The organism is Geobacillus sp. Sah69 (assembly GCF_001414205.1).
Classification (GTDB): domain Bacteria; phylum Bacillota; class Bacilli; order Bacillales; family Anoxybacillaceae; genus Geobacillus; species Geobacillus stearothermophilus.
Genome location: NZ_LLKS01000054.1, coordinates 50255 through 63510, shown reverse-complemented (window position 1 = coordinate 63510; position 13256 = coordinate 50255). Strand labels below are relative to the sequence as shown.

The window sequence follows — 13256 nt, the reverse complement described above, 5'->3', positions numbered from 1 at the left end:
CTTGTACGGGATCAATTGGATATGATGTAAATAAACAACGAGCGCCGTGAGCCGTGGACCGTATTGCACATGATTCGTGACATGGGATGGGAATTCGGCTTGTTGCACGCATCGACAATGTGGACACGATTTCACTTCACGTTCATGTTGTGTCACCTCGATCGCCACAGGAGGGACATCAAACACTTGACGGATATCGACTTTGAACGGTTTGACTTCACGCAAAGAAGCTCCACATCCTTGACACGTATGCACACGGTGGACGACACGATGATGTGGATGTTCCACTTGACGGAGCGTCTTCCCCTCATGTCCCTCTTGCCCACCAGGCTTTTTGCCAGACGGCTCGCGGGAGGAACGCTTTTTCTCAAAACGGTCAGAAGATGGGGGCAAATGGCTATTGGAGCTGTTTTTTTTCGTGCGTGCTTCCAGCTCTTGAACACGGTACTTCAGTTGTTCATTTTCTTTGCGTAGCTGTTTGTTTTCTTTCAACAGTTGCTCAATGACTTGTTGCTGGTGAGTAATGAGCTGCTTTTGTTGTTGGACTTTGCCGATTAAGCTCTCAACTGTAAATACAGCTTGTTGTACCGTCAACATGTGATTCACCTCCTTGTCTATCAGTATTCACATCATAGACAAGGAAAGAAGAAAATATTCAGCTCACTTTATGATGTGGCTGAATAGTTACGTTTTTACATCTTCAATTGTTGCTATAGCTCCAGAAAAAGTGTTAAATAAGATTAAAGTACCTTCTTGAGTCTCATGTTTAATTGTGTAACGTGATTTGCGATATTTTTTATACATTTCTATCCTTCCTTTTTTAGAATAATAATTAACTCAGGGCTATTAATTGAAAACGGTGATTTATCAAAATCACCATAAACATTGCTTATTTTAAAACCAACAGTACTTAACATATTTTTTAATTCAACAGCAGTATAAATTCGTAAATCAAGGTGGTATTCTTTTATATTGCTATTATTTCTTTTTTGTCTAATTTTTAATAGTCCATTTAATAAATCGATTTCCCTGCTTTCAAAAATTGGCTGGTGGAAAATATCATAAAAATATGAACTGTCCTCAAAATATTTCAATAACAACTCCCTGTTAAAAACATGCACAATAAATATCCCTTGATATTTTAGAGAATTATAAACTTTACCGAAAATTTTAATGGTTTCTTCATCGTTAAAGTAACCAATAGATGTTTCTAAACAGTAGACTAAATCAAAGACTTCAATAAAATTCATAAAACGTGCATCGCAGAACATAATATTAGCAGCGGGATCGGTTTCCTTGACTTTGGCTACTGTTTCGTAATGTGAATCTATGCCAATAACATCAAAGCCTAGTCTTCTAATAGAAAAAAGATGTCTTCCGTTACCACAACATAAATCAAGTATTTTACTCTCTTTTGGAAGAGTATCAAGCATGGACTTTAAAAATGCAACCTGTTTTCCTGTTTTTTGGCTGTATAAAAGTCCATAAGCATTTTGGTAAGAAGTATACTCAAAAAAATGATTCAAATCATTTTTAATATCCAATAATTGCTCTCCTCCTACCCTGAAAACTCGAAAAAGACAAGAACGATCTCTACCTAACCATTAGAAGTAGGTTTTAAAAGAAAGAATTTCAGTATATATGGTTTACCGATAATGCGCACTCGTTTTTTCCAGTTTCACTTGATACCCTATCCCCCTAAATTGCTTCATCGTTTGACACACTAGGTTCGTTTCTCGCTACCAATCCCAGTAGTAGGTTTCCAAACTCTCTATACCTCTATACTGTTCCTTTCTGGTTAAAATGACGTAGAGGATTTGTAACATCGTTCTTCCCACAGCGATACTCGCCCGATTTACTCCTCTTCGTTTAGCGATCCGATGATACTTCACGGATAAATGGGTGTTTTTCGTTCGGGCCATGGCACGAGCACCCCACACCAGGTGTAACCTCAACTTCTTGTTTCCTTGCCTCACCCGTCTATATTTCCATTTCCCGAAACTTTCGTGATTTCCCGGCGCCATGACTGCCCATGAAGACAAAATTGAATTCACAAATGATCGATCGTTCGTTCTGGGTTCTGGTTGATTCTTCGAATAAAGGCTTGAACATTCTTTCCGATTCCATGCACAGATTTAACCCATGCAAGATTTCGCTTGTTCCACAAAGGATATAAGTTGATCCTCACTTTTGCTGAATGAGTTCATCGACAATCATAAGCATCTCTTTACGTTACATGTGTATCAGTGGGAGATAAATGTCGTAGCATTTTTCTCATCTGTTGTAGGGATCATTGTTTGTTCTGATTTCAGATCAGCTTTCTGTAAGTGAACATCCCTTGATCAGTGGTCCAAACATATTAAACAGGTCAAACCATTATTACAGCTATCCCATTTGTCGAACTATGATTTTTCCACTCATGAAAATACATCTGCTCTATGATTTTTGATGTTTTTGAATTTTAGTAATTATATTTTCAAAAATGTCAAGCAGGATCATTACTAAGAGTCAGTCAAGACTTTGTGGAAACTTTTTTGATTCGCTGAAAACAGGTGTAAATCATAGGTTGGCAAACCATTTTTTGAATTTAGTCCGTAAGCGCTTTTGAATTCTCATCCCTTGCCATGGCAGATCGATATGTATACCTTTTTTTTACCATGCCTTGAGTTCAGACAGGGCATGATAGATCGGTGTCCCGGACGATTGCTTTAAATATGGCACGTTATTCCGCGTGATCTCAGGCCAAAGACGGCGGACGCGTTGTTTCGCCTTGTTCACGACCGTCTGTTTAGTGGATGTCGTTTCCTCCGCCGGATGCGACGATCCTTCTCCGAAACGACGTCCGAAAAGACGAATCCCATCCATCCGGGCAATCATTGCCTTGAAAAACGCCCTGAGTCCCTTGTCGGTCCAACTGCGGCGGTATTTCACCCGATACGCCAACTGGCTCATCACGCTTTCAGCCCTCCCCATCGGATACAGGTATTGTCAAAAGTTTATCCTCCACACTCACGGTTTTTCCTTGGGTTTCAACGGTTGAACAAAAAAAGCTTACCACCCCCGTTGTTTTCGGCCATCATTGAGGTAACGACACCCAACAGCCAAAACAAAGGAGTGACAAGCTTTGTTACCTCAATGATTAGCCTATTTGCTTGAAATAATCAAGACCCAATATCAAATTATCGTGTATTAGATGGGTGTGATATTGGGAAAATCGTTGAATCTCGAGGACTTGGACGAACCCATCCAAAAACCGTACCGGAAACTTCAAGTCGATGACCTTCCGATCATCGATGTGCCGGAAACCCTTGATTACCGGAAGCTGTTGGCGGACTACGAAGCCCAGCACAGACGTCCTTTGCGGCCCATCCAGCGCCGCGCGAAGGCGAAACACCGTGTTCCGGATTCGTTGACCTGCCCTCGCTGCCAGGCTCCCTCTTCTTACCTGTACGCCAATAACGGCGGAAAAGGGCAATACCAATGCAAAGTGTGCCAGTGCCGGTTCAACCACCGAAATCGGTTCACCAAGCAAGCGGTCTTTCGCTGCCCGCACTGCAAAAAGACGCTGGAAAAAATCAAGGAACGCAAAGAATACAACATCTATAAGTGCAAGAACAACGATTGCCCGTTTTACCGGGCCAACCTTCGACGGATGACGAAGAAGGAGCGCCAACGTTTCAAACAGGATCCTCAAGCCTTCAAGGTGCGGTATTGGTTTCGAGAGTTCTTGTTTGACTTTCTACCGTTGGCTTCCTCGTCACCCATCAAGCCGAAGGTCGATTTGTCCCGGCTGGCTGTGTCGCCGCACATTCTGGGGCTGGTGTTGACGTACCATGTCAACTTTGGAATGTCTTCCCGCATGACGGCAGCCGCCATGAAGGATATCCACGGCGTGTCGATCTCCCATCAGACGGTGCTCAACTACGCCAACAGCGCCGCGCTTTGGATCAAGCCCTTTGTCGACCGATTCCCGTACGAGCTGTCCGGATCGTTCTGCGGAGACGAGACGTATATTCGCGTCAAAGGGCGCTGGCATTACATGTTCTTTCTATTCGATGCCGTCAAAAAGATCGTGCTGTCGTATCGCGTCTCGCCCAATCGGGACACGCTCTCGGCCATCAAGGCCATCAATGATGTCTTGCGGAAGCGGCCATCCATCCCGGACGACTTGTCGTTCGTCGTCGACGGCAATCCCATTTACCTGCTGGCGCAGCACTTCTTCGCCCATCACGGGATTTCGTTTGACATCCGCCAGGTGATCGGGCTGGCCCATGAGGACCCGGTGTCCGAAGAGTTCCGTCCACTCAAGCCAATCATCGAGCGATTCAACCGGACCTTTAAAGGCAACTGCCGCCCGACCCATGGGTTCGGCGCGGAAGAGGGCTCGGTGTCCTTTGTGACGCTGTTTGTGGCGTATTTCAACTTTCTGCGCCCGCATAGCGCGCTCGAAGGCCGGGTCCCGGTCGTCATTCCGGAGCTCGCCGAGCTGCCGCATATGCCGGCCCGGTGGACGAAGTTCATCGCCATGGCACAAGCGTTTCTCCAACAAGAGGCGGCCTAACTTTTTTTGTCCCCGTCGCCCTTGACAACCCTTTCGCACCTTTGTGGCGGGTGTTGGCCAAGGACGAATCCGGCTCCCCACATGCCTCACGATGCTCGATGGGATGGTCTGTGTGGGTTTTTCATAGAACTTTTGACGCTACCTCAGTCCCTTACCAAGTACACGTTATGGTAAACAAACTATATATTTACAATTAAAATCTTACTGGAAATAAAAAAAAAAAAAGGAACTTTATTACCATATCAAAAATAGGTATTTATTCATAAAAATCAATAAATTCATTTTCTTCTATTCTTTTCATGCCGAAAAAACCATTGAAAAACGAGCACGGCATCCGAGCCGGCAGCATGTCATCGGCATGACAAGATCCCTCTAATGGCAAAGTAATTAAGGCCTGCGATCTGTTTCCATCCATCACCGGCCTTCTCGCGGCGCGAAGCTATCCAAGACTTTTTTCTTTCCCGTCCATCTGCGCCCAATCCTTCGTTGCCTTCACGAATTGCCGTTTTCATCCATCGGCTGCCGAGCCCCGATTTCCGCCGGGGTGCGCAAGTCATACCCTTCGTCGTTTTGGCTCGTGTGAATCAGATCCTCATGGGCTCCCATCTTGCTGGCCTGCTTTACTTCCTTTTCCGGCATGACATGTTCCATAGAGCAGCGATCCTCCTCGTCCATGCGGCCGCGATGACAGCCGCCGTTTTGTCTAGTTTGCTCCTCCATCCGTCAATTATATGATTTCCGTCCCCGCCTCCCGCCTTCTCATAAAAAAGTATTGACAGTCAAATGATCATTCAGTACGATTTTGTTAACAACAAGAGAAAAGGGGGTTTACATATGAATCGCCAACGTCCTGCTTTTCGGGCCCTCGACATCACCTTTGTCGCTATGTTTGTCGCCCTCATGGCCATCGGGGCGAACATTACGTCGTGGGCGCCGTTTCTTGTCGTCGGCGGTGTTCCCATTACGCTGCAAACGTTTTTCTGCGTCCTTGCCGGCGCGGTGTTAGGGCGACGGCTCGGTGCGGTGGCGATGATTGTGTACATGCTCGTCGGCCTCGCCGGCGTGCCGGTGTTTGCCAAATTCAACGGCGGACTATCGATGATTTTCCAACCGACATTTGGCTTCATTCTTTCGTTTATCGTTGCCGCTTATGCGACCGGATGGGTCATCAACCGCGGCCCGCAGCCGGCATCAAAAGCCCGTTTCGTCACGGCCGCCTTGGTCGGCATGGTCGTCAACTATGTCATCGGCACGAACTGGATGTATATGGCTTATCAATTATGGGCCGAAGCGCCAAAAGGATTGTCGTACCAAATGGTATGGGGCTGGATGCTGGTTCCGCTGCCAAAAGACATTTTGCTATCGATCGCAGCCGGCTTGATCGCCCCGGGGATTTGCCGGGCGATCGGACGCTCGTCGGCCGCGGACCGTTCGGCGGCATAAACGAAGCGCGCCTGTTTGACAACAGGCGCGCTTTTTGTTTGGAAACCCTCGATCATGGATTAGAAGAATAAACGAAGGATCTGGTACACAAACCCCGCAATCAACGCTGACACCGGCAAGGTGATGATCCATGTCAGCACAATGCGGCGGGCGACGCCCCATTTGACGCCTTTCACCCGTTGGGCGGCGCCGACCCCCATGATGGCCGAGGAAATGACGTGCGTCGTACTGACTGGCAAATGCAACAACGTGGCGGAAAAAATGACGAGCGCCGAGGATAAGTCCGCTGCCGCCCCATTGACAGGGCGGATTTTCATAATTTTTCCACCGACCGTTTTGATGATCTTCCATCCGCCGACAGCCGTCCCCAATCCCATGGCTAAGGCGGCAGAAATGCGCACCCATTCCGGCACGACATCTGAGTGGTGCATTTCGGCAGCGATCAGCGCCATCGTAATGATGCCCATCGTTTTTTGGGCGTCATTCGTTCCATGCGTATACGCCTGCAATGCAGCCGTTACAACTTGAAATAGACGAAACCCTTTGGTTGTTCTTGTTAAATTGGCGTCTTTAAATAAGAAACGAAACAAACTCATAATGACAAACCCAACACCCATCGCCAAAAATGGAGAAATAATCAATGATTCCAAAATTTTAAGAAAACCTTGGTAGTGGATTACATCCCAGCCAGCGGCGGAAATGGCTGCCCCAGCGACCGAACCGATGAGTGCATGCGACGAGCTGCTCGGAATGCCATAATACCACGTAATTAAGTTCCAGGCAATGGCAGCAACCAGCGCTGCCAAAATGACGAGAGAACCGTTCTCAAGGGTGAATGGATCGACAATGTCTTTCGTAATCGTTTTCGCGACACCGGTGAAGGTGAGCGCGCCGATAAAGTTCATCGTTGCAGCCAAAATAATGGCTTGGCGCGGCGTGAGCGCTCTCGTCGACACCGACGTCGCAATGGCGTTCGCGGTATCGTGGAACCCGTTAATAAAGTCAAACGCCAACGCGAAAACCACAATGAATATCGTCAAGACTAAAATCATATCCATAAAAACAACGTCCCCTTTTACGCGTTGCGCATAATGATCGTCTCGAGCGTATTCGCGACATCTTCACAGCTGTCAGCAATCTCTTCCAACATTTCGTAAAGCTCTTTGTATTGGATGAGCTTAATCGGGTCTTTTTGCGTCACAAACAAGTTTTTGATCGAAGCGCGCAAAATTTCGTCGCATTTCGTTTCGTAATCCTTGATTTTAATGGCGTGCTGGCGCATGTCAAGCAACTTTTTGTGCGACAGCAGTTCGAGCGCATGAACGATTTCGATCGTGCTTTGGTAAATATAGTCGAAGAACTTCACCATATGTTCGTCAATGTCCGTGAATGAGAACATTTCAAACCGGGCGGAGCATTGTTCAAGCCCGTCAAGCACATCATCCATTTTCATCGCCAGCTGATGGATGTCCTCCCGTTCAATCGGCGTAATGAACGTTTTGTTCAATTGGACGACAAGCTCATGGATGAACGAATCGCCTTTCCGTTCATACTCTTTCATGACGCGGGCGAATTCTTTCAAGTCGCTCACGCCTCGGATTTTATACTCAACAAAGTATTGGGCTGCTTCCTTGACATTTTCCGAAATCTTAAACAACATGTCGAAGAAAACGTCCTTTTTTGGGGAAAAGATCATTGAGACCACCCTCCATCTCAGAATTCGAAAATCACCGCTACTTATTGTAGTAATTTACACAGCATTTACAATAAGACAATCAAAAATTTTACACAAAATTTACATTACCTTTACATTTTGTTCGCTTTTCCTGCCCATATATTATGTAGCGTGCCAAACAAAAGCCGAAGCTATGCACATTTGCTTCGGCTTTCCCATTCGACATCGCGCGGCCGCCGGCTCAGCCCGTCCTGCTTGAATTAGGCGATCGCAGCGCCGCTTGCGTCTTGCTTATTCAAACCGTTCAACAAACGCGGTGAGCGTCCGCACCATGACACCCGTCGCCCCAGCCGGGCCGAGGTCGCCATCTTTCTTTGCAGTCGCCGTGCCGGCAATGTCCAAATGCACCCACGGGGTGTCTTCGGCAAACTCGCCAATAAACGCCCCGCCCATAATGGCGTGCCCTTCGCGCCCCGGAGAGTTGTTCAAATCGGCGATTTTGCTGCTTCGCACCCGCTCGCGGTCGTGTTCGGTGATCGGCAGCCGCCAAATGAACTCCCCGGTTTCCATCGATGCTTCCAGCAGCTGCTCAAACAGCGCCTCGTTGTTCGTCATCGCTCCTGTTTTGTCCGTGCCAAGGGCGACGATCACTCCGCCTGTCAGCGTGGCGACATCGATGATATAGCTGGCGCCGTGCTGTTTCGCATAAGTCACCGCATCGGCCAAAATGAGCCGTCCTTCAGCGTCCGTGTTGCGGACTTCGATCGTTTTTCCGGACAGCGATGTGATGACATCATCCGGTTTGAACGCCTCGCCGCTGATCATATTGTCAGTCGCCGGGATGACGGCGAGCACGTTTTGTTCCGGCCGCAGTTCGCCGATCGCTTCCATCGCCCCGAGCACCGCCGCCGCGCCGGCCATATCCGTTTTCATATCAACCATGCTGTCGCGCGGCTTCAGGCAGTAGCCGCCTGTGTCGAACGTCACCCCTTTGCCGACGAGGGCGATCACGTCTTCCCATTTTTCTTTCCCTTGATATTTCAACATGATCAATTTCGGCGGCTGCTTCGACCCTTGGTTGACCGCGAGCAGCGCTCCCATGCCGAGCCGCTCCATGTCTTCTTTCTCCAAAATTTCATAGTCAAAATCGTATCGGTCAGCGAGCTTTACGGCATAATCCGCCAAATCGGACGCCGTCAGCAAATTCCCCGGCGTGTTGACGAGCGTGCGCGCCGAGTTCGTCGCCTTCCCGTATACCGAACCGACGAACAAGCTCGCCTCGATGTCCGCTGCGTCCGCCCCCGTATAAACGGTGAGCGATTTCATCTCATAGTCCCGCTCTCGCCTGTTTTGCTTGTATCCCGGGAACTCATACGTCGCCAAATAATACGCTTCAGCAAGCGCATGCGCGGCTTCGTTTTCGTCGACGTCCCCGGCCGTAAACGTGTCAAGCGCGACCGCCGCTTTCGTCCGCTTCGCCTGCTTCAACGCGCGAAACAGCTTGCCGAACACCTCGCGCAGCCGCGCAAACGTCAGCTCCTCTTTTTTGCCGAGCCCGACAAAATAGAGTCGTTTCGCCCCGGCCGGCAAAAGCGGGTGAATCACGGCGATGCTCCCCCGTTTCGCGGAAATGTCGCCTTCCTTCCACAGTCCGGACAGCTGTCCGCCAAGGCGGGCGTCATACTCGCCGGCAAGGCCGGCAAACGGCTGCCCCCCTTCAAACAAGCCGATGACCAACGCTTCCTCGTTCGTTTCGACAGACGGCAATGGCTTTACCGTAAACATCGTCTCATCCTTTCTATGATTATGCCTTCCCGTCTTCATTATAGCGAAACAAGCCCATTATTTCGATCATCTAATGGATGAATTCGCCATATTTAAAAAAATTGGCGCCGCTTTTGCATCCGGCGCTGTTTCCTCCCGCTGACGACAGCGATCCGCTCCTTGGCGGCTGACAGGCGGGAGCCCTCCTTTAACTTTTCGATTCCAAATATTGCTGCCGGAACACTTGCATCGTTTCATCCTCGTTCAACCGCGTCAATTCTTCCTCCGACAGCTTGCCGTCCCCTTTTTGGATAATGTAAACTTGCACTTTCCTTTTTCCCCAATATTTATAGACATCTTCGACCGTTTCATAATATAAATCAAGATGATGGCCTTTGATCGCCCCGCCTTTGTCGGCGACGACGCCGAACCCGTATCCGGGGATGAACAAAATCGTGCCGATCGGAAAGATCGATAAATCGGCAGCAATCGTCGAATAAAGGTCGCGCTTCACGCGGACGCCGGAGTACGTGATGCCATACTCAGGGTGATCAGGCGTTTTCCCGGTCGATTCAATGCCGGCTGTATAGCCGGTGGCGACCACTTCAACGGAAGGATATTTTGACCAGTCAAAATGATCCTCAAGCCGCGGGGCGGAGCGACTGCCGCTTTTCGGGCGGCCGTTTGTCCCGCCACTCGGCTCATGCTCGACCAATAATGCGCTCGACAAGGAGCGGAGAACCGTTTCCGCCTCGACTCCGGAAACAGACTGGAACGTCGCGGTGAGCGCTAGGAAAAACAACACCGTCATCGCGGTCCGGCGTGCAAACTGCCTGAACCTATCCAATGATCTCAACTCCTCTCACACCTCTATTTATCTCCAACCAAAATCGAAATATTCATTGCAACGGCGGGCCAATCGAAAAAACGCATGACACCGGACTCCAAGCGCCTGTTCCGCGGCGCCCTCCGGCATCGCCGCAACATGAAAAAACGCCGCCGCAGACACGGTGGCGCGCAAAAATAAAAAACGCCCCCGCTTGCGCGGAGACGCCTGAACACCTTTGATACCCTTTTGCGAAAAATACAACCGATCGGGCAGCATGATCGATCCGAAATGTCTTAGAACATTTGATAGCCTTTCGCCCGCAGCGTGCGGATCGCCCATCCGGCGCAAAGGGCGCCGGCAAAGCCGCTCGCCAAAATCAACAAATCAGCCGTTTCCAGCGAGGCGATTTTCCGGCCGAGCGCCGAAAACGAGGCGGCCGGATCGGTCCAATACTGCTTCCATGGCACATCGTCAATAATGAACACCGCAATGACCGGAAAGCAAACAGCCATGATCCATGTCATGCGCAACAACATATTTAACAAAAATCCGATGCCGAAAAATAAGACGAAAAATAAAAGCATCGAAATGAGTACAACCGGCAAACTCATTTGCATCCGCCCTTCCCTACCTTACACCCTTTTTCAGTGTACTGGATGGGCGGATGACAAGTCAATGCTCATCGTCGTCTTCCGTCTCGCTTCCCGTCCCTTGGCAGCCGCAGCACGTTTCCGATCCGCCGAGCAAAAGCTGGACGTATCCGTGGCCACCGCAGTACACGCAATCGGTCGTCGTCGCCGTTTGTGCCATTCTTCTTCCCCTCCACTTCTTTTTTGTTAATATATCAAAATTTTCTGTAAAAAACGGCGATTCTTCTCTGTTTTCGTTCATGTAATCGAATACATCGGCGCCTCGCTTTCATTTTCTCCATTATTCTTATGATTTTGACGATTTTAAGTAAAGGCGGTACTTCGTGTACCCAAACCGGATCACCCGGGTTCAGCCCGTTATGCGGGGGAAGGGAGACGAGCGGCTCAAGCGCCAATAAATAGCGAAGCAGCCCGGACGTGTTCGGGTCGTCGCGGAACGCCGCCTTGCTTAAAAAAGCAGCGGCCGACAATTCGCCCGCCTGCACGGTAATGGCGGCCGACAATGGGCGGAGAAGAAACATCGCCAAATTGTCGCTGATCTCTCCGTCGATGACCCCGGTGCGCAAACCGAGAAACACGACCGGCTCGGCGTCGATTCCCGTCTCCTCTTTCACTTCGCGGACGGCCGCCTCGTCAAGCATCTCCCCCGGCTTGACGAATCCAGCCGGCAGCGACCATTTGCCTTTCAGCCCGCTGTAGGCTTTCTTGACGACAAGCCATTCGCCCGCTTCGTTGATCACAAGCCCGGCCGAGGCAATCCATACGTTTCCGCGTTTGTGGTCCATCATCCTCATCCTTTTCCCATCGTTGTTCCTGTTTGTATTTCGACAAGAAAGCAGCCGTTCCCTGTCAGCCGCCATATAAAAAAGAGCCGGCCCGAACGGAAACATCCATGAGAAAAGGCGCCCCTGGCGATGGGAGCGCCCTCTTTTGGCCTTCATCAGAAAAACTTGAATTTCCCTTTTTTCATGACGAGCGATGCACCGCCGATCAAATACAAAGCGCGGTTGTCGACGACTTTTTTCATGAAGCTCGCTTTCGTTCCCCACAACTTTTTGCCGAACACAACGCCGATCGCATCGTCATGGCCGAGCGAGCAAACCGTCCCTTTAATATCCGGCTTAAACGGCTCCAGCTCCCCTTGTCCACGGATGAGCACCGCCAAGTTTTTCGCGCACAGCTGGCCTTCTTGCATGGCGATTTGCGCCGTCGGCGGATACGGGCGGTTCGTTTCTTCATCAATGACGAGCGAACAGTCGCCGACGACGAAAATGTCTTCATGCCCCGGGACACGCAAGTACGGGTCCACTTTAATGCGCGCCCGCGCCGCTTCAAACCCAGATTCCTCGATGACGCGGCTGCCGCGCACGCCGGCCGCCCAAATGACCGTGCCGGCTTTAATTTCCTCGACATCATCACCTTTCGCGACAATGATGCCATCCGGCGTGCACTCTTTAATGGCGGTGCCGATTTTAAACTCCACTCCTTTGCGCTCGAGCTGGCTCACCGCGTATTCGACAAGCTCCGGATCGAAGCCCGGCAGCGCGGTCGGCGCCGCTTCGACGCAAATGATGCGCACTTTGTGCGGATCGACGTCATATTCGCGGCACAGCTCCGGAATGCGGTTGACGAGCTCGCCCAAAAACTCGATGCCGGTGAACCCGGCCCCGCCGACCACGATCGTCAGCCGCTCGTCTTTCTTTTCCTCTTCCGCGTTGTACGTCGCAAACTGGTACTCGATATGCTCGCGGATTTGCCGCGCCGCGTTGATGTTGGCGATCGAGAACGCGTACTCTTTCAGCCCTTTGATGCCGAACGTCTCCGATTCGAATCCGAGGGCGATGACGAGATAATCGTACGTCAGCTCGCCATTTTCAAGCAGCACTTTCTTTTCGCCCGGCACGATTTTCGTCACCGTATCTTGGACGAATTTCACCTTGCTGCGATCAATGACGTCGCGGATCGGATAGCGGACGCGGTCATGGTGCAACGTGCCGGCCGACGCTTCATGGAGCCATGTCGTTTCATAATGGTAGTCATGTTTGTTGACAAGCGTAATGTTCGCCTCGTTCACCCCGACAAGTTTTTGCAGGCAGACGGTCGTCATGAGCCCGCCATAGCCAGCCCCTAAAATGACAACGTTTGGTTTTCTCACTTGAATCACTTCCACCCTTTTTAATTTTTTTCCACACGTTTCTGATAGCTTTTGCTTCGGCCCCCATTTTTATTGAGCGAAGTTTGTGAAAGTATTCACGTTAACCTTCAAAAAAATGTCGACAGATTGTCACAAAAAATTAACAATCTATCCACAACCATATTAGTTCTTTTTTTGCC

General features: G+C 49.8%; 12 protein-coding genes and 3 pseudogenes. 2 read left to right on the top strand and 13 right to left on the bottom strand.

The features are described 5' to 3' along the window. The 3 genes and pseudogenes from AP057_RS12950 to AP057_RS12935 form a co-directional block, all read right to left on the bottom strand. A pseudogene (locus AP057_RS12950) lies at nucleotides 1-597 on the bottom strand (IS66-like element ISGst1 family transposase); the annotation flags it as partial. Nucleotides 598-806: 209 nt separating this feature from the next. Next, a complete protein-coding gene (locus AP057_RS12945) occupies nucleotides 807-1544 on the bottom strand; it encodes a bifunctional 2-polyprenyl-6-hydroxyphenol methylase/3-demethylubiquinol 3-O-methyltransferase UbiG (RefSeq protein ID WP_021322585.1) in 738 nt (245 codons plus the stop codon). A 1108-nt stretch (nucleotides 1545-2652) separates the two neighbouring features. Continuing rightward, nucleotides 2653-2982: pseudogene (locus AP057_RS12935) on the bottom strand (UPF0236 family transposase-like protein); the annotation flags it as partial. Between the two features lie 211 nt (nucleotides 2983-3193). On the opposite strand from AP057_RS12935, the gene AP057_RS12930 reads away from it, so the two are divergent. Beyond that, nucleotides 3194-4561, top strand: a complete 1368-nt coding sequence (locus AP057_RS12930) for a DDE-type integrase/transposase/recombinase (protein ID WP_050436450.1) — start codon at nucleotides 3194-3196, stop codon at nucleotides 4559-4561. Nucleotides 4562-4817: 256 nt separating this feature from the next. Here AP057_RS12930 and AP057_RS17915 read toward each other — a convergent pair whose 3' ends face one another. After that, nucleotides 4818-4976 carry a hypothetical protein gene (locus AP057_RS17915; RefSeq protein WP_227412624.1) on the bottom strand — a complete coding sequence of 53 codons (159 nt, stop codon included), beginning with the start codon at nucleotides 4974-4976 and terminating at the stop codon, nucleotides 4818-4820. Between the two features lie 77 nt (nucleotides 4977-5053). Next, nucleotides 5054-5212 (bottom strand): hypothetical protein, encoded by a 159-nt coding sequence (locus AP057_RS17590; RefSeq protein WP_021321792.1) that lies wholly within the window; start codon nucleotides 5210-5212, stop codon nucleotides 5054-5056. Nucleotides 5213-5395: 183 nt separating this feature from the next. Between AP057_RS17590 and AP057_RS12920 the strand changes: the two genes are divergently transcribed. Further along, on the top strand, nucleotides 5396-6004 hold the full coding sequence (locus tag AP057_RS12920) for a biotin transporter BioY (RefSeq protein ID WP_055358905.1): 609 nt from the start codon (nucleotides 5396-5398) through the stop codon (nucleotides 6002-6004). 59 nt (nucleotides 6005-6063) lie between these two features. Here AP057_RS12920 and AP057_RS12915 read toward each other — a convergent pair whose 3' ends face one another. From AP057_RS12915 to AP057_RS12880, 8 genes and pseudogenes are all read right to left on the bottom strand, one after another. After that, a complete protein-coding gene (locus AP057_RS12915) occupies nucleotides 6064-7062 on the bottom strand; it encodes an inorganic phosphate transporter (protein WP_020756737.1) in 999 nt (332 codons plus the stop codon). A gap of 17 nt (nucleotides 7063-7079) precedes the next feature. Next, nucleotides 7080-7700 carry a DUF47 domain-containing protein gene (locus tag AP057_RS12910; RefSeq protein ID WP_033016305.1) on the bottom strand — a complete coding sequence of 207 codons (621 nt, stop codon included), beginning with the start codon at nucleotides 7698-7700 and terminating at the stop codon, nucleotides 7080-7082. Nucleotides 7701-7970: 270 nt separating this feature from the next. Then, nucleotides 7971-9464: a leucyl aminopeptidase gene (locus AP057_RS12905; protein ID WP_033016307.1), complete on the bottom strand. Its 1494-nt coding sequence runs from the start codon at nucleotides 9462-9464 to the stop codon at nucleotides 7971-7973. 187 nt (nucleotides 9465-9651) lie between these two features. Then, nucleotides 9652-10290, bottom strand: coding sequence for a 3D domain-containing protein (locus AP057_RS12900; RefSeq protein WP_033016309.1), 639 nt, complete (start codon nucleotides 10288-10290; stop codon nucleotides 9652-9654). A gap of 275 nt (nucleotides 10291-10565) precedes the next feature. After that, nucleotides 10566-10889, bottom strand: coding sequence for a YuiB family protein (locus tag AP057_RS12890; RefSeq protein WP_033016313.1), 324 nt, complete (start codon nucleotides 10887-10889; stop codon nucleotides 10566-10568). Between the two features lie 55 nt (nucleotides 10890-10944). Next, on the bottom strand, nucleotides 10945-11082 hold the full coding sequence (locus AP057_RS17310; RefSeq protein WP_160315650.1) for a YuiA family protein: 138 nt from the start codon (nucleotides 11080-11082) through the stop codon (nucleotides 10945-10947). A gap of 126 nt (nucleotides 11083-11208) precedes the next feature. Next, nucleotides 11209-11707 (bottom strand): annotated as a pseudogene (locus tag AP057_RS12885) (NUDIX domain-containing protein). A gap of 155 nt (nucleotides 11708-11862) precedes the next feature. Further along, entirely contained in the window at nucleotides 11863-13086 is a 1224-nt protein-coding gene (locus AP057_RS12880) for an NAD(P)/FAD-dependent oxidoreductase (protein ID WP_055358904.1), read from the bottom strand. Between the last annotated feature and the right edge of the window lie 170 nt (nucleotides 13087-13256).